Here is a 15,688-nt window from a genome sequence, read left to right as displayed (position 1 = left end):
TGAAGCCATGTCGTCGGTACATGTTTTACCGTCATCGAGTAGTGCGCTTTTTAAAACCAGGGATGCGCTGAACGCGTCCTTGAATGGAATAATGAAAGTGTCGCCATGGTTTTAAATAAGGAAGATCTATTATGCCATCCGGTATCAGTTTTCATTCGAGCGGTATTCACCCGAGCAGTTTTCATCTGGCCGAAGCGCATCCGGTCGAAGGAAGTCATTCATCGGGCTCGAAACTGGCCGGTAACGATATCGAGAAGCCAGGCTCGCCCGCGGTCGCGTCCGGACATGACCCGTTTCCGTCGTCCTCCACCGGACTTCCCTCCGGCAGCAGTCCGAAGAAGTCCGTGCTGCGCGACATCAAACTGCAGGACGACCCGAGCCATTACGTCATAAAGAATCCTGATAAGAACGGGGACTACGAGCTTTTCAAGCGCGACGAGGCAACGGACGCCCCTATCGACACGGGGCAAAAGGTGAGGTCCAACGGACACGACGGTTTGGAGAAAGTGAGCAACCCGGATGCCGCCAAGCCGGCGAGCAGTCCTACCCTGCCGCCCGCCGCCCAGATCGATCCCAAGCAGTTGGGCCCCCTCAAGCCGGATGGCACGTATCCCGGCAAGGATGGGAACAAATACGCGCTTGGCATCGAAGGTCATCATCCGATGAGCTACGACAAACAACTGCAAGCATGGATGGCGGTCGACCCCGGCAGACCCCATGACTTCACTCGAAGTGTGCCGGTGAAACTGGATGGCAAGGGTGGCGCGGAACCGTTGCCCAGGGCAAGGCTTAAAGGGGGATTAGATCCTATAGAAAGGAAAAAAACGAAGGACTTGCGAATAGCGACGGCGCGGGAGCGCGTAGTGCAAGCAGAAGCCAGGGCCGAAGGCGCCCGTGTTGCATGGCAAAATGCGGCTCAGCATTATAACGAAGCTCTTGCTCATAGTGCTGACGTTAATCGTGACTTACAACGAACTTCAAGCCAGCTTCGGGAATTGAACAGGCAGCACCAGCGATTGAATCAATCGCGCAATCGTGAAAAAGATCCAGTGCGACTGGGTGACATCAACCGGCAGTTGGCTGCCATCGATGAGCAGATATTTACCGCAACGTCGGCCTACAACGCTGCTTATCAGGCATCGGTCACCGCGGATCGCAATCTTTCTGCGGCTACCACGCAATCGTTACAGGCAACTGAGGCCTATCAAAGGGCTGAGCAAGATCGTTTGGACGCTCAAGATAGATTCAATCATGTTCTTCGGGAGTAACCTGTTCGAATGCTCATGGATAGGTCGCTTCAGTGAGGCGTGCCGAGCCGGTTCTCGTTACTTATACGCTCCAATGCGCGTCAAGCTTTGCCTTGATCGCAGCAAAGATGAAGCAAGACTCGGCACGCCCCATGGTGATCATGGCGCTACCGTTCGCGGCGTTCTCCTCGTTATAGGCAGCGGCACCTCGCTTGCGCGGAATCATTCGCATAAATGAGTACCACCGCTGTTGTCGGTTATTTTCCTACCGTTGATGCACCTCCTTGAAGCGCCGTGAACTCCTGCTGTAGGAACATGGTTTTCAGCGGATCGGAAGATACCTGTTGCTTAATGAAACACGCTTTGATGCGTGGATGACAGGAAATCCATTAGATAAGGAAGCCGATCATGCTTTTTTTTCATGCGGTCTCTCATTCGATCCCTCATTCGATCCCTAACGACACTCCTCATGTCTATCCCTCGCATTCATCGGGATCGAAGCTTGGCGGCGAAGGGGGCGGTCTATTTGCTCCGCTCGTGATCAGACCTGTGGAAAACCCGTTCTGGTCTTCTTCCTCAGGACTTCCAATCGCCAGCGGTCTTATGAAGTCCATACAGCAGAAGGTCGAATGGCCAAATCAACAGGGTGATTACGTCGTAAAGGCGAGTGATGCCCCTGATGCGAGCGGAAGCCGCCCGATCTACAAGCTTGATGGTGAAACGGGTGCGCCCCTGTGCACGAATGAACGCGCAAAAGCAGATGGTGATGGAAACTGGAGGATTGTGAGCGGCACGGATACCGCCAAGCCAAACGGGCGGCGCTGCCCTGCCGCCCGCGGCCAAGATTGATCCCGGGCAGATCGGGGCACTCAATGCGGATGGCACGTATTCCGGCAGGGGTGGGAACCGTTACGTGCTCAGAGCCGACGGCTATCACTCGGGGAGTTACGACAGGCAGTTGCAGGGCTGGATGATGAATGATCCTGAGCGGCCCCATGACTTCACACGAAGTGTGCCGGTGAAACTGGATGGCAAGGGTGGCGCAGAGCCGTTGCCCAAGGCCGCGAACAAAGGAGGAGGAGGGCTGCAGCGGCCCGGAAATACCCTCCGAGAACAGCTGAACAGGGCTCGCGAGGACGAACAGGATGCACAACGCAGAGTTGACACAGCCCAGGCTGAGCTGAATCACGCTACGCAAAGAACGCATGACTCCTTGCCTCGATACCTCGCAGACGAACAGCGTGTAGAGCGAATTTCGGATGACATACTGGCGATGGACAGGGAACGTCAACAACTGCAGCAGTCGCTTAGGCATGACCGAATCCTGAGCGGCGAGCGCACACCCAGGAAAGGATAAACGCCATCACACAAAGGATCTCTGCCTCAGACAGAGAGCTTCTCCGTGCTAACGACGCGTCAGACCGGAGTCATCGACGACACACCGATAATCTTAGGCAAGAAAATCAAGCGATCCGTATTCTCATGCGGAGTCAACAGGATTTACATGCCGCTGTGCAGAGAGTTCAGCAGCTTCAAAGCCTGGTACAAGCCACTCCATCACTTGGACGTTAGTCGCATCAACTTGAAGTACAGATGCCGCTCGTGGCGCAGCGTGATGGGGTCATGCCGCGCGCCAGCACGAGACGGCGGTCAATAAACGAGCCTGCTTCTGTCGGTGCATAGGGCAGATATTCAATGCGCAGGTTATACCGCGGACTCAATCCGCACCGGCGGCGTCAACACCAGCCGGAAGCAGCTTCCGCCACCGGCCACGCGCACGTATTCGAGCACGGCCTGATTGGCTTCCGCCATCTGCCTCGCGAGATAAAGCCCGAGCCCGGTGCCGTATTCATGCGTGGTGTAGAACGGCTCGAAGATTTGCGCGGCCACCTTCGGTGCGATGCCTGGGCCGCGGTCGATCACTTCCAGGATCGGCACGCCGTGTTCGCCATGGCGCACCACCACCAGCACGCGCGCCGCCTCGCCAGGCATGCGGCCGTAGCGCAGCGCGTTCTGCACCAGGTTCCAGATCACCTGATGCAATTGCTGCGGGTCAGCCACGGCGACGACCGGCTGTGCGCTGTTGTCGATCACGCGCAATGAATCGTTGCCGATGTCGTTGCCTTGCTTGTATTCGTCGACGAAGCCGTGCGCCCAATCGCCCAGGTTCAGCGTTTCCGGGCGCGAGCGCTCACGTCGCGACAACTGCAGGATGTTCTCGATGATGTCGTTCAATCGGCTGCAGTGGTTGTTGATGATCTCCACCATGCGCAGGTCGGTGGAACTCATTTCGTTCGATTCGGCCAACAGCTGCGCGGAGTAGCGAATGGCGGCCAGCGGATTGCGGATCTCGTGCGCGATCGAGGCGGAAAGGCGGCCCAGCGACCCAAGCGTGAGTTCTTCCGCGCGACGCGACACCAGCGAGGTGTCGTCCAGGAAGATCAACACCAATGAGTCGTCGTTCGGCGCAAGGCGGCTGAAGCGCGGCACCACTTCCGGCATGCCGTCGGCGAGCTGGGTGGCGGTTTCGTCCAGCTTGCCCGAGGTGATCCAGTGATACAGGCGGCGCGATAGTTCCGGCGCCACGCGGCCGAGGTCGCGCTGGTCCGAAGAAGGGTTGCCCAGCAGCATCCAGGCCGACTCGTTGATCTGATGGATGCGATTGGCATCGTCCACCAGCATGACGCCGGTTTTCATGCGGCGAATGATCAATTCGTTGACCTGGGCCAGATTGACCAGATCGATGCTGCGCTGTTCGGCCAAGGCCTCGCTGGCGCGCAACTGGCGGCCGAGCACGTTACACAGCACGACGATCGCGAAATAGGCCATGCCGAACAGGCCCGATTCCAGGAAATCGCGATCGTCGACCGAGGCCGGATGCGGCAGCGCAAACAGCGTGCGTCCCAGCACGCCCAGCGTGGCCAGTGCGGCGAGAAACAGCGCCAACCTCAGCGGCAACAGCAGGGCCCCGGCGGCGAGATTGACGGCCAGCATCATGGCGATACCGATGCGCGCATCGTTCATGGCGGCGATCGCCAGCACGGCCGCGACGATATCCACCAGCAGCGTGCACAGGATGCCCAGCCAGCCCAGCGCCTTGGTCAGGTGGGTGATGGAAATCACCCCCAAGGCGAACAACAGGTAGCCGGCGGCGACCAGCCGCGCCAGGTCGACGTTGTTCAGGTGCGGCCAGCCCATCCCGCTGGGGGTGAAGGCCAGCCCGACGTAGACCAGCGCCTGGGCCAGCCGGAAATAATTCAGGAACAGCAACTCGTGGCGGGTGGTCGTGCTATTGGGCGAATCGACGATCGCTCGGTTGGACACGGGTTTGAACACTCGCGAAGAGAAGTGGCTGCTGGAGCCCCCTCCCTTCCGGAAGGAGGCCGGGCAGGAACAATCTTGCGACAGAACAACATCGAAGCGGACTTCGATACAGCACTTTCGCAGGATTGCCCCCTCGCCTTAATCCTCCGCTCGCTTCATCGGTAACGCAAGGTTGGCCCCTCATCCCAGCCCTTTCCTGCTTGCGGAAAGGGAAGTGAGGAATGTTCTCCCCAGAGGGGAGAAGGGGCAAACGCAAACAGCCATCCTTGGATGGCCCCTTTCCATCCCACCCCGCTTCCGCGAAAATACCGGGCCGTATTGCGCGGTTTCCCCCATGTCGAGGCATGGCCACGGCGCACTGCACGCGCCGGTAGTGCGTAACACCGCCGTCCGTTCTCCCAAGCCTGTGCTGTGGCTACCGCGCAGGCTCGATCCTTCCCCATTCACTCGAGGTAGCGAATGAATTTCCACGAGTACCAGGCCAAAGAGCTGTTCGCGCAGTACGGCATCGCCGTGCCGCCGGGCAAAGTTGCCAGTTCCCCCGACGCCGCCGTCGATGCCGCCAAGCACCTGGGCGGCACGCAATGGATGGTCAAGGCCCAGATCCACGCAGGTGGCCGCGGCAAGGCCGGTGGCGTCAAGTTCTGCAAGAGCCTGGATGATGTCCATGCCGCTGCCAAGGGCATGCTGGGCAAGAACATGGAAACCTACCAGTCCGCCGGCCGTGCGCTGCCGGTGAACCTGGTGCTGGTCACCGATGCCACGAACATCGCCAAGGAGCTGTACCTGTCGATCCTGGTCGACCGCGACAGCAAGGCCGTCACCTTCATCGCCTCCAAGCACGGCGGCGTGGACATCGAACAGGTGGCCAAGGAAACCCCGGACGACATCCACACCATCGTGGTGGATTTCGTCGAAGGCCTGCAGCCATACCAGTGCCGCCAGCTCGGCTTCGCGATGGACCTGAATCCCAAGCAGGTCAACCAGCTCACCAAGATCATGCTGGGCCTGTACAAGCTCTTTAATGAGAAAGACCTCTCGCTGGTCGAGCTCAACCCGCTCGCCATCCTCGAGGACGGCAACCTCGCCGCGCTCGACGGCAAGGTCAATTCCGACGACAACGCCGAGTTCCGCCATGCGGACCTGGCCAAGATGCGCGACCTCACGCAGGAAGACGCCGCCGAAGCGGCCGCCGTGCAGCACAACCTCAACTACGTGACCATGGACGGCAACATCGGCTGCATGGTCAACGGTGCAGGCCTGGCCATGGCCACCATGGACGTGATCAAGCTGGCGGGCGGCGAGCCGGCCAACTTCCTCGACGTCGGCGGCGGTGCCACCAAGGAACGCGTGACCGAGGCGTTCAAGCTGATCCTTTCCTCCGACAAGGTGCGCGCCATCCTGGTGAACATCTTCGGCGGCATCGTGCGCTGCGACCTGATCGCCGAAGGCATCATCGCCGCGGTGAAGGAAGTGGGCCTGACCATTCCGGTGGTGGTGCGCCTGCAGGGCACCAATGTGGAGAAGGGCCGCGAACTGCTGGCCAACTCCGGCCTGGCGATCACGCCGGCCGACGATCTCAACGACGCGGCGAAGAAAGCCGTGGCTGCCGCGAAGTGAGGAGCATCCAAGCATGAGCGTTCTCGTCAACAAGAACACCAAGGTGATCGTGCAGGGCTTCACCGGCCAGCAGGGCACCTTCCACGCCGAGCAGGCGATCGACTACGGCACCAAGGTGGTCGGCGGCGTCACCCCGGGCAAAGGCGGTACCGAACACATCGGCCTGCCAGTCTTCAATAGCGTGCAGGAAGCGGTCGACGAAACCGGCGCCGATGCGTCGGTGATCTTCGTGCCGCCGCCGTTCGCAGCGGATTCCATCCTCGAAGCCATCGATGCCGGCGTGCGCGTGATCGTGACGATCACCGAAGGCATTCCGGTACTCGACATGCTGCGCGTCAAGAACGTGCTGGCGCAGCATCCGGAAACCGTGCTGATCGGCCCGAACTGCCCCGGCATCATCACTCCGGGCGAGTGCAAGATCGGCATCATGCCGGGCCACATCCACAAGCCGGGCAAGGTCGGCATCGTGTCGCGCTCCGGCACGCTCACCTATGAAGCCGTGTTCCAGACCACCAACGAAGGCCTGGGCCAGTCCACCTGCATCGGCATCGGCGGCGATCCGATCAACGGCCTCAACTTCATCGACTGCCTGAAGCTGTTCCAGGACGATCCGCAGACCGAAGGCATCATCATGGTCGGCGAAATCGGCGGCAGCGCCGAGGAAGAAGCTGCTGAGTTCATCGGCGAATACGTGAAGAAGCCGGTGGTGTCGTTCATCGCGGGCGCCTCGGCTCCGGCCGGCAAGCGCATGGGCCATGCCGGCGCGATCATCTCCGGTGGCAAGGGCACGGCGGCGGCCAAGTTCGCGGCGCTGGAGAAAGCGGGTGTGACGACGGTGAAGTCGCCGGCCGATCTTGGCAAGACGCTGGCTGGTCTGCTGAAGAAGTAATCGGCTGCATGGCAGTGCTTGGAAAGGGGCCGCGGCGACGCGGCCCCTTTTGCTGGCAATCCCCTCGGGATAGCGGATCAATCCTTGCGGAGCGCCGCACGTGTCCGGAGGCATGTGCTTCTCTTGCCCGCAAACGCATGGCCATGCCGGCACGATCGCCTCCAGTTCGCCGGCTCGTGGCGCTGGCTGCGGGCGTGGCGCTGATTTCAACACAGAGCGAAGCTGCACGGATCATCGCTGACGGGCAAGCTGCACGGCAGTGGGCCAAGTTTGCGGCGCTCTAGAAGCGGGCGTAGCCATGGGAAATCCCCGGCGGATACTGGCAAGACGCTGGCTGGTTGCCGTGATGGCCGGAAGGGTCGCGGCGATGCGACCCTTCTGTTTTAGGGATCAATCGGCATTGCGAGTCCCGGGGAACACATCAGTTAGTTTCGACAAAAGGACGGGCACTATCCTTCGGTTCGGTGAAAGTGAATTCGTAGCGGCCGTTTCCGGAGTATTCCTTGTTTCCGAAATGAACGTCGTAACGCCCGTTTCCGGAGGCGGTAGTGCGGCCACCGTCTACGGCGACATCGACACCTTCCCCGAAATGCGCGTCGAAGGGAGCGCTTTGGGAGACTCGAACATTGCCGGCATGGAAGCCGTCGCGGCCGTTTTCGGAGATGGCAAGATCGCCACTGGCACTGAAGCTGGCGCGGCCGTTTCCGGAGATGTCAACACTGCCATCCCCGTTCTTCTTCACCTGGACAGGGAGACTCTTCTCAGAAGACGCATGTGCCCGTACCTCGGGCCCAGGCGATACGTAGCCCGGATTGCTGCGTGAGAACGGATCACGCCCAGGCTCAATGCCTACCTCTGGATTTGGCGACGAAGCTGGCGAGCGTCCGGCTTTGGCTGCCTCGAACGATTCTGTCATCGCGATTGACGCGTCCGTCGAGATCGAAATTTGCATGATTCAGTACCTCACATAAATGGGATGATTGTCCGATGCGGGAGAAGGCCGGCGTCACCGTGGTGAATTCGCCGGCGGATCTCGGCAAGACATTGGCCGGTGTGTTGAAGAAATAATCAGCAGGTGCTGCGGTGATCGCAAAAGGGCCGCGCCGAGGCGGCTCTTTTGCTTTTCTTGTTCCTATGTGTTTAGCAAAACCACCGGCGGGGGAATGGGCTTTATGGAAAGGGGATCGGGTAGACGCCAGGCGAAAGCCGGATCGTGGCCCGGATCAACAGGGGGGCGCCCGACTTGGCACGGATTGCCCCCAGGCCTGAATTCGAAGGCCGGATCGAGGACTGCACCCTCAGGAGGCATGAATGGCCTGCCGTAGCCTGCTGGAGAGCGGTCAGGGAGGAGACCGGGCTTGCGGTCCGGATCAACAGGGGGGCGCCCGATTTGGAACGGATTGCCCCCAGGCCTGACGGGGATTGTGGCTGGCGTTTGCGTAGGCGTCGGCGAGCCTGCGGCTACGGGGTTTGTGGCTGGCGTTTGCGTAGGCGTTGGCGAGCCTGCGGCTACGGGGTTTGTGGCTGGCATTTGCGCCGGCGTCAGCAGGCCTGCGACTTTACCCGCCTCGGCTGACGTGAACATAGCCGCGGCAAGGGAATTTGAAGTTTGCATGATTCATACCTCACATAAGCTTGATGATTGACCTGATCGCGGAGTCGTTCGCTTAGCCGGCACCGCGTGTTTTGCTGATCAGGTTTGGCGAGCATATGTCCGAGATGAGTACGGACCGCTGTAGAGGCTTATCGTTGAACGCAAAAACTGATCGCTGCACACTGCTGCATGCCGATGCTTGTTCCAAGGATGGCGCGTTGTCTGCGAGATGCTCTTGCCTCGTGGCACTTCCACTACCATGTAGCGCCAGTCGAACCTGGATAAGCAACACATGGCCGTTCTCCGCCTGGCGCTGGCCCAATACGATTTTTCCGTCGGCGCCGTCGCCGCCAATACCGCCAAAGTCCGCGAGCTGATGACACGTGCCCGCGAAGGCGGTGCATCGCTGGCGGTTTTCCCCGAGCTGACCATCAGCGGCTATCCGCCCGAAGACCTGCTGCTGCGCCCGAGTTTTCTCGCGGCCTGCCAGGACGCCATGCAGGAACTTGCCGAGCACACCAACGGCTTGGCGGCGATCGTCGGTTTTCCGCACAGCCTGGGCGAGGTGTACAACGCCGCGGCGCTGCTGCGCGGTGGCGAGATCGCGCAGATCACGCACAAGCAGATCCTGCCCAATTACGGCGTGTTCGACGACAAGCGCTATTTCCGCCCAGGCCGTACCAGTGCGGTGACGGTGATCGATGGCGTACGCGTCGGCTATATCGTTTGCGAAGACGTCTGGCAGGCCGAGCCATCTGCCGCCGCGGCGGCGGCCGGTGCGGAATTGATCGTGGTGATCAATGCATCGCCATGGGATGACGCCAAGCAGGTGGCGCGCGAAGAGGTGCTGGTGGCGCGCGCGAAGGAAACCGGTTGCGCTTTCATCTATCTGAACCTGATTGGCGGCCAGGACGAGGTTGTCTACGACGGCGGTTCGCTGCTGGTGAATGGCGATGGCAACATCGCCGCGCGTGCGCCGTCGTTTGTCGACGCGCTGCTGTGGGTGGACTTCGATGCATCCAGCCGTACGCTCCATGCACGGGATTGGCCCAGCGTCGAAGACACCGCGCGCGAAGCCACGCTTTACGCCGCCTTGGTGCGCGGCATTCGCGACTACATCGACAAGAACGGCTTCAGCGGCGTATTGCTCGGTCTTTCCGGCGGTATCGATTCGGCGCTCACCTTGGCGCTGGCGGTGGATGCGCTGGGGCCGGATCGCGTCACGGCGGTGATGATGCCGATGCGCTACACCTCGCAGCTTTCGCTGGACGGCGCGCGCGGACAGGCTGAGCGCCTGGGCGTGGAATATCACGTGATCAGCATCGAGCCGATGTACGAGGCGTTCATGGCGCAACTGGCGCCGGTGTTCGCGGGCAAGAAGCCGGACGTCACCGAGGAAAACCTGCAATCGCGCACGCGTGGTGTGACGCTGATGGCGCTTTCCAACAAGCACAGCCGCTTGTTGCTGGCAACCGGCAACAAGAGCGAAATGGCAGTGGGCTATGCCACCTTGTACGGCGACATGTGCGGGGCTTATGCGCCGTTGAAGGATGTATACAAGACCGAGGTCTACCGGCTTTCGCGTTGGCGCAACGTGGATGAGCAGCGCCGGGAAGGCGCCGGCGCATGGGTGATTCCGCCCGCCGTGATCGAACGCCCGCCATCGGCCGAGCTGCGCGACAACCAGACCGACCAGGATTCCTTGCCGCCTTACGACGAACTCGATGCGATCCTTGCGCGCTTCATCGAAGAGGAGCAGTCGCAGGCGGAAATCATCGCGGCGGGTTATGACGAAACCACCGTGCATCGCGTGGTGCGCCTGGTGCTGGTGAATGAATTCAAGCGGCGCCAGTCGGCGCCTGGCCCGCGTGTCACGACGCGTGCATTCGGGCGTGAGCGGCGTTATCCCATCACATCCGGCTGGAAATGAGGCGAAATCTCAATGGCCGTCATTCCCTCGAAAGCGGGAATCCATTTTCATCAGAGCCAAATGGATTCCCGCTTTCGAGGGAATGACTGCGTTCGGGAGGCGGCATGTCGCGTCACATGTCAAAGAAAAAAGCCGGTGGCTGACGCGCACCGGCTTTTTTATGGAAATCTTTTTGGCTCAGTAGTGACCCGAGAACGGAATCATCTTGCGGATCAACGACGGCGAATGCGGCCAATGCGGATCCTTCAAATACGGATGGTCCGGATAGTTGAGGGCCAGCACCTGATGCACCTGGTCGGCCTGCTGCTTCTGGCCCAGGGCCAGGTAGCTGCGGCACATGATGGCCAGTGCGTCGCCGGCTTGCGGCGATTCCTGATAGTGCTCGATCACGTACTGCGCGCGATCGGCCGAGGCCACATACGCTTTGTTGCGCAGGTAGAACTTGGCGACGTTGATTTCGTATTCGGCCAGCACATTACGCAGGTAGATCATGCGTTGACGTGCGTCGGCGGCGTAGGCGCTATCGGGGAAGCGGCGGCTGAGTTCGGCGAAATCATCGAACGATTTGAGGTTGTAGCCCTGGTCGCGACGCGTCTGCTTGCCGAGTTCCTGGCTGCTGAATGTGCGCTCGATGAACCCCGCGGTGCGATCGAAGTTGATCAGGCCGCGCAGATAATAGGCATAATCCACATGTGGATTGAGCGGGTTCGACTTGATGAAGCGGTTGACCGTGGAATAGGCGTCATCCGGCTTGTTGTTCTTGTATTGCGCGTAGGCCAGTTCGAGCTGGGCCTGTTCATTGAACGGGCCGGACGGGAAACGGGCGATCAGGCGCTGGTAGGCTTTCTCGGCTGCCGAATAGTCGGCGTGGACCAGATCGGTATGGGCCTTGGCGTAAAGCTGCGGCAGCGGCAAGGTATCGAGCGGATCGCCCGTATGACGGAACCACGAGCAGGCGCTCATCGTCAGTGCCAGGACGAGCACGATCAGTACTTTAAAGACAGATGTCGGGGCGACCGGCAGCTTGGTTACGCGCATGAGTTAGGGGTTCAGATGTTTGAGCGAAAAGGGATCATAGCCGAAACCGGCGTCCGGCCGGGGGGTCAGGGATGACGGGCTCCATCATCCGTCACGAGGCGGTGGTGCCCCTGTCCGCCGCAGGCCGCAGATTCGACCAGGCTTTGGCCGAGATGTTCCCGGACTACTCCCGTTCACGCCTGACCGCCTGGATCAAGGCCGGCGCCGTGATGCTGGACGGCGCGCCGGCCATGCCGCGGCAACTGCTGAAGGGTGGCGAGCATGTGCGGTTGGAAGCGGAGCTGGAGACCGAAGTCTCCAGCGCACCGGAAGCCATCGCTCTGGACATCGTCTTCGAGGACGCCCACCTGCTGGTGCTGAACAAACCCGCCGGCCTGGTGGTGCATCCCGGCGCCGGCAACCCGGCTGGCACGCTGCTCAATGCACTGCTGCACCATGATCCGAGACTGGCCGAACTGCCGCGCGCCGGCATCGTGCACCGCCTGGACAAGGACACCTCCGGCCTGATGGTCGTCGCCAAGACCCTGGCAACCCATACTGCCCTGGTCGACATGCTGTCCCGCCACGACGTCGAGCGCCAATACGAAGCCATCGTGCTGGGAACGCTGATTGCCGGCGGTACCGTCGATGCGCCGATCGGCCGCCATCACAGTGATCGCCTGCGCCAAGCCGTGCGCGACGAAGAAGACGGCAAGCACGCCATCACGCACTACCGCCTGCGCGAGCGCTTCCGTTCCCACACACTGATCCAGTGCAATCTGGAAACCGGGCGCACTCATCAGATCCGCGTGCATATGGGACATATCGGCCATCCGCTGGTGGGCGATCCCCTGTATGGCGGAAGCTTGAAACTGCCCAAGCGCGCCACGCCGGAACTCGTTGCAGTGTTGCGCGGCTTTCGCCGCCAGGCGCTGCATGCGGAGCGCTTGTCGTTCGACCATCCGGTGACGGGCGACACCATGTCGTTCGATGCCGCGCGACCCGATGACATGAATGCGTTGATCGCAACGATGCGTGACGATCTCGCGGTCAACGGTCCCAACGAGTAATCACTGTGCCTTCCATGACCGATGCCTGGCTGTTTCCCGATTGGCCCGCGCCGCGCGGCGTCCATGCAGCGGTAAGCACCTGCGATGGCCCTGGTGTTTCGCAACCGCCGTTCGGGCGCTTCAATCTCGGTTTGCGCAGTGGCGAGGACGAGCAGGTCGTGCGCAGCAATCGCAGCGCCTTGCGCCAGTCGCTGGCGTTGCCGGCGGAGCCGCGCTGGCTGAAGCAGGTGCATGGCAGCATCGTGGCGGAACTGGGTCCGTTGCCCAGTCCGCAAGAGCCCGAGGCGGATGCGGCGGTGTCGCATCTGCCCGGCACGGTGCTCGCGATTCTCACGGCCGATTGCCTGCCGGTACTGTTCTGCGCCGATGACGGCGGCAGCATCGGTGCGACGCATGCGGGCTGGCGCGGGCTTGCCGCTGGCGTGCTGGAAGACACCGTTGCGCAAATGCAGCGGCCGGCGGCGAGCCTGCTGGCATGGCTCGGACCCTGCATCGGCGGCCCTTCATATGAAGTGGGCGAAGAAGTGCGCAAGGCATTTCTTCAACACGATGCCGCGGCGGCATCCGCCTTCGCGGCGACGCGTCCCGGCCACTGGCTGTGCGATCTGGCTGTGCTGGCTCGGCAGCGTCTTGCGGCGGCCGGTATTACGCGTATTTACGGCGGTGGTTTCGATACGCGCACCGACGGGCGCTTCTATTCCTACCGGCGCGAAGGGGCGCGCAGCGGACGGTTTGCCAGCCTGATCTGGCTGGAACCGTAACCGAATGGCGCTTGCTTAGGCCCCTCTCCCGAGGGGAAGCAACGCATGAGCCAAGCTTGAATCATTCCGCCCCGTCCGCATTTCCAGGGGCAGTGGCGGCGCGTCCGCCAAAAACCTTTTTGGGGATACCTCCAATGCGAATGGACAAACTTACCTCGCGTTTCCAGCAAGCGCTGGCCGATGCGCAATCGCTGGCCGTGGGGCGCGATCACAACATGCTCGAGCCGGCGCACATCATGGCCGCCTTGCTCGACCAGCAAGGCGGTTCGACGGCGCCGCTGCTGACCCAGGCACGCATCAACGTGCCGGCCTTCCGCCAGCGTGTGTTCGAACTGGTCGATCGCCTGCCGAAAGTCAGCGGCCAGGAAGGCAACATCCACGCCAGCAACGAGCTGACGCGCCTGCTCAACCTCACCGACAAGCTCGCGCAGCAGCGCGGCGACCAGTTCATCGCCAGCGAGCTGTTCGTATTGGCTGCGCTGGAAGACAAGGGCGAGTTGGGCGCCGCCTTGAAAGCAGCCGGCGCCACCAAGGCGAACCTGGAAGCGGCGATCGAGAAGCTGCGCGGCGGCGAAAAAATACAGAGCGAAAACGCCGAAGACCAGCGCCAGGCGCTGGAGAAATACTGTGTCGACCTCACGGCGCGCGCGGAAAGCGGCAAGCTCGATCCGGTGATCGGCCGCGACGAAGAAATCCGCCGCGTCATCCAGGTGCTGCAGCGTCGTACCAAAAACAACCCGGTGCTGATCGGTGAACCCGGCGTGGGCAAGACCGCCATCGTCGAAGGCCTGGCCCAGCGCATCATCAAGAACGAGGTGCCCGAAGGCTTGCGTGACAAGCGCGTGCTCTCGCTCGACATGGGCGCGCTGATCGCCGGCGCAAAATTCCGCGGCGAATTCGAGGAGCGGTTGAAGGCCGTGCTCAACGACCTGGCCAAGAACGAAGGCCAGATCATCCTGTTCATCGACGAGCTGCACACCATGGTCGGCGCCGGCAAGGCCGAAGGCGCGATGGATGCCGGCAACATGCTCAAGCCCGCGCTGGCGCGTGGCGAGCTGCATTGCATCGGCGCTACCACGCTGGATGAATACCGCAAATACATCGAGAAAGATGCCGCACTGGAGCGCCGCTTCCAGAAAGTCTTCGTGGGCGAACCGAGCGTGGAAGACACCATCGCGATCCTGCGCGGACTGAAAGAGCGCTACGCCATGCATCATGGCGTGGAGATCACCGATCCGGCCATCGTCGCCGCGGCCACGCTGTCGAACCGTTACATCACCGATCGCCAGCTGCCGGACAAGGCCATCGATCTTATTGACGAAGCCGCCTCCCGCATCCGCATGGAGATCGATTCCAAGCCGGAAGAGCTCGATCGCCTGGAGCGCCGCCTGATCCAGCTGAAGATCCAGCGCGAGATGCTCAAGAAAGAAACCGACGAGGCATCCAAGAAGCGCTTGGCCGACCTGGACAACGACATCGCCAAGCTGGAGCGCGAGTTCTCCGACCTCAACGAGGTGTGGAAATCCGAAAAGGCTGCGCTGCAAGGCGCGACCAAGGTGAAGGAGCAGATCGAGCAGGCACGCGTTGAATTGGAAGCCGCGCAGCGCCGGCAGGATTACGCCAGGATGAGCGAGATCCAGTACGGCCGCCTGCCGGAACTGGAAAAGCAGCTCGCTGCCGCACAAGCCGCCGAAAAGCAGGAATTCAAGCTGGTGCAGGACCGCGTCACGGAAGAAGAAATCGCCGAAGTCGTCTCGCGCTGGACCGGTATTCCGGTCAGCAAGATGCTGGAAGGCGAGCGCGAAAAACTGCTGCACATGGAAGACTCGCTGCACAAGCGCGTGGTCGGCCAGGACGAAGCAGTGCGCGCCGTCTCCGACGCAATTCGCCGCGCACGTGCGGGGCTCTCCGATCCCAATCGCCCGTACGGCTCGTTCCTGTTCCTCGGCCCCACCGGCGTGGGCAAGACAGAGCTATGCAAGGCGCTGGCCGAATTCCTGTTCGACACGCAGGAGGCCATCGTGCGCATCGACATGAGCGAATTCATGGAGAAGCATTCCGTCGCTCGCCTGATCGGCGCGCCTCCCGGTTATGTCGGTTACGAGGAGGGCGGCTATCTCACTGAGGCCGTTCGTCGTCGTCCCTACAGCGTGATCCTGCTGGACGAAGTGGAGAAGGCGCACCCGGATGTGTTCAACGTGCTGCTGCAGGTGCTGGACGATGGCCGCCTGACCGA

The 15,688-nt window shown here is 61.4% G+C and carries 11 protein-coding genes; 8 read left to right on the top strand and 3 right to left on the bottom strand.

The window, feature by feature from the left end:
- The first annotated feature begins 131 nt into the window (after positions 1-131).
- Both V7M64_RS16520 and V7M64_RS16515 read left to right on the top strand, forming a co-directional pair.
- Positions 132-1,268, top strand: a complete 1,137-nt coding sequence (locus V7M64_RS16520; protein WP_333680577.1) for a hypothetical protein — start codon at positions 132-134, stop codon at positions 1,266-1,268.
- A gap of 387 nt (positions 1,269-1,655) precedes the next feature.
- Positions 1,656-2,096 (top strand): hypothetical protein, encoded by a 441-nt coding sequence (locus tag V7M64_RS16515; RefSeq protein ID WP_333680575.1) that lies wholly within the window; start codon positions 1,656-1,658, stop codon positions 2,094-2,096.
- Between the two features lie 855 nt (positions 2,097-2,951).
- On the opposite strand, the gene V7M64_RS16510 is transcribed toward V7M64_RS16515, so the two are convergent.
- Positions 2,952-4,571, bottom strand: a complete 1,620-nt coding sequence (locus V7M64_RS16510; RefSeq protein WP_333680573.1) for an ATP-binding protein — start codon at positions 4,569-4,571, stop codon at positions 2,952-2,954.
- 459 nt (positions 4,572-5,030) lie between these two features.
- Between V7M64_RS16510 and sucC the strand changes: the two genes are divergently transcribed.
- Together sucC and sucD are read left to right on the top strand one after the other, a co-directional pair.
- The gene (sucC, locus tag V7M64_RS16505; protein ID WP_333680571.1) at positions 5,031-6,191 is read left to right on the top strand and encodes an ADP-forming succinate--CoA ligase subunit beta; all 1,161 of its coding nucleotides are present in this window, start codon (positions 5,031-5,033) and stop codon (positions 6,189-6,191) included.
- A 13-nt stretch (positions 6,192-6,204) separates the two neighbouring features.
- Positions 6,205-7,080 (top strand): succinate--CoA ligase subunit alpha, encoded by an 876-nt coding sequence (gene sucD, locus V7M64_RS16500; protein ID WP_333680570.1) that lies wholly within the window; start codon positions 6,205-6,207, stop codon positions 7,078-7,080.
- 421 nt (positions 7,081-7,501) lie between these two features.
- Here the strand turns inward: sucD and V7M64_RS16495 are convergent, their stop codons facing one another.
- On the bottom strand, positions 7,502-8,032 hold the full coding sequence (locus V7M64_RS16495; RefSeq protein ID WP_333680569.1) for a hypothetical protein: 531 nt from the start codon (positions 8,030-8,032) through the stop codon (positions 7,502-7,504).
- Between the two features lie 934 nt (positions 8,033-8,966).
- On the opposite strand from V7M64_RS16495, the gene V7M64_RS16490 reads away from it, so the two are divergent.
- Positions 8,967-10,604 (top strand): NAD+ synthase, encoded by a 1,638-nt coding sequence (locus tag V7M64_RS16490; protein ID WP_333680567.1) that lies wholly within the window; start codon positions 8,967-8,969, stop codon positions 10,602-10,604.
- Positions 10,605-10,781: 177 nt separating this feature from the next.
- Here V7M64_RS16490 and V7M64_RS16485 read toward each other — a convergent pair whose 3' ends face one another.
- A complete protein-coding gene (locus V7M64_RS16485; RefSeq protein WP_333680565.1) occupies positions 10,782-11,642 on the bottom strand; it encodes an outer membrane protein assembly factor BamD in 861 nt (286 codons plus the stop codon).
- A 71-nt stretch (positions 11,643-11,713) separates the two neighbouring features.
- Here V7M64_RS16485 and rluD point away from each other — a divergent pair, with 71 nt between their 5' ends.
- The 3 genes from rluD to clpB form a co-directional block, all read left to right on the top strand.
- Positions 11,714-12,691, top strand: coding sequence for a 23S rRNA pseudouridine(1911/1915/1917) synthase RluD (gene rluD / locus V7M64_RS16480; RefSeq protein WP_333680563.1), 978 nt, complete (start codon positions 11,714-11,716; stop codon positions 12,689-12,691).
- 14 nt (positions 12,692-12,705) lie between these two features.
- The gene (pgeF, locus tag V7M64_RS16475) at positions 12,706-13,452 is read left to right on the top strand and encodes a peptidoglycan editing factor PgeF (RefSeq protein ID WP_333680600.1); all 747 of its coding nucleotides are present in this window, start codon (positions 12,706-12,708) and stop codon (positions 13,450-13,452) included.
- Positions 13,453-13,586: 134 nt separating this feature from the next.
- Positions 13,587-15,688: ATP-dependent chaperone ClpB (gene clpB / locus V7M64_RS16470; protein ID WP_333680561.1), on the top strand; the 2,102-nt coding region annotated here is incomplete at its 3' end.

The organism is Dyella sp. (assembly GCF_036746095.1).
Taxonomy (GTDB): Bacteria; Pseudomonadota; Gammaproteobacteria; order Xanthomonadales; family Rhodanobacteraceae; genus Dyella_B.
This window is presented reverse-complemented; position numbering and strand designations above follow the sequence as displayed.

Bases quoted from the DNA above. Each gene is read 5' to 3' on its own strand.
- V7M64_RS16520 (WP_333680577.1), top strand. From the start codon at position 132: ATGCCATCCGGTATCAGTTTTCATTCGAGCGGTATTCACCCGAGCAGT.
- V7M64_RS16515 (WP_333680575.1), top strand. From the start codon at position 1,656: ATGCTTTTTTTTCATGCGGTCTCTCATTCGATCCCTCATTCGATCCCT.
- sucC (WP_333680571.1), top strand. From the start codon at position 5,031: ATGAATTTCCACGAGTACCAGGCCAAAGAGCTGTTCGCGCAGTACGGC.
- sucD (WP_333680570.1), top strand. From the start codon at position 6,205: ATGAGCGTTCTCGTCAACAAGAACACCAAGGTGATCGTGCAGGGCTTC.
- V7M64_RS16495 (WP_333680569.1), bottom strand. From the start codon at position 8,032: ATGCAAATTTCGATCTCGACGGACGCGTCAATCGCGATGACAGAATCG.
- V7M64_RS16490 (WP_333680567.1), top strand. From the start codon at position 8,967: ATGGCCGTTCTCCGCCTGGCGCTGGCCCAATACGATTTTTCCGTCGGC.
- V7M64_RS16485 (WP_333680565.1), bottom strand. From the start codon at position 11,642: ATGCGCGTAACCAAGCTGCCGGTCGCCCCGACATCTGTCTTTAAAGTA.
- rluD (WP_333680563.1), top strand. From the start codon at position 11,714: ATGACGGGCTCCATCATCCGTCACGAGGCGGTGGTGCCCCTGTCCGCC.
- pgeF (WP_333680600.1), top strand. From the start codon at position 12,706: ATGACCGATGCCTGGCTGTTTCCCGATTGGCCCGCGCCGCGCGGCGTC.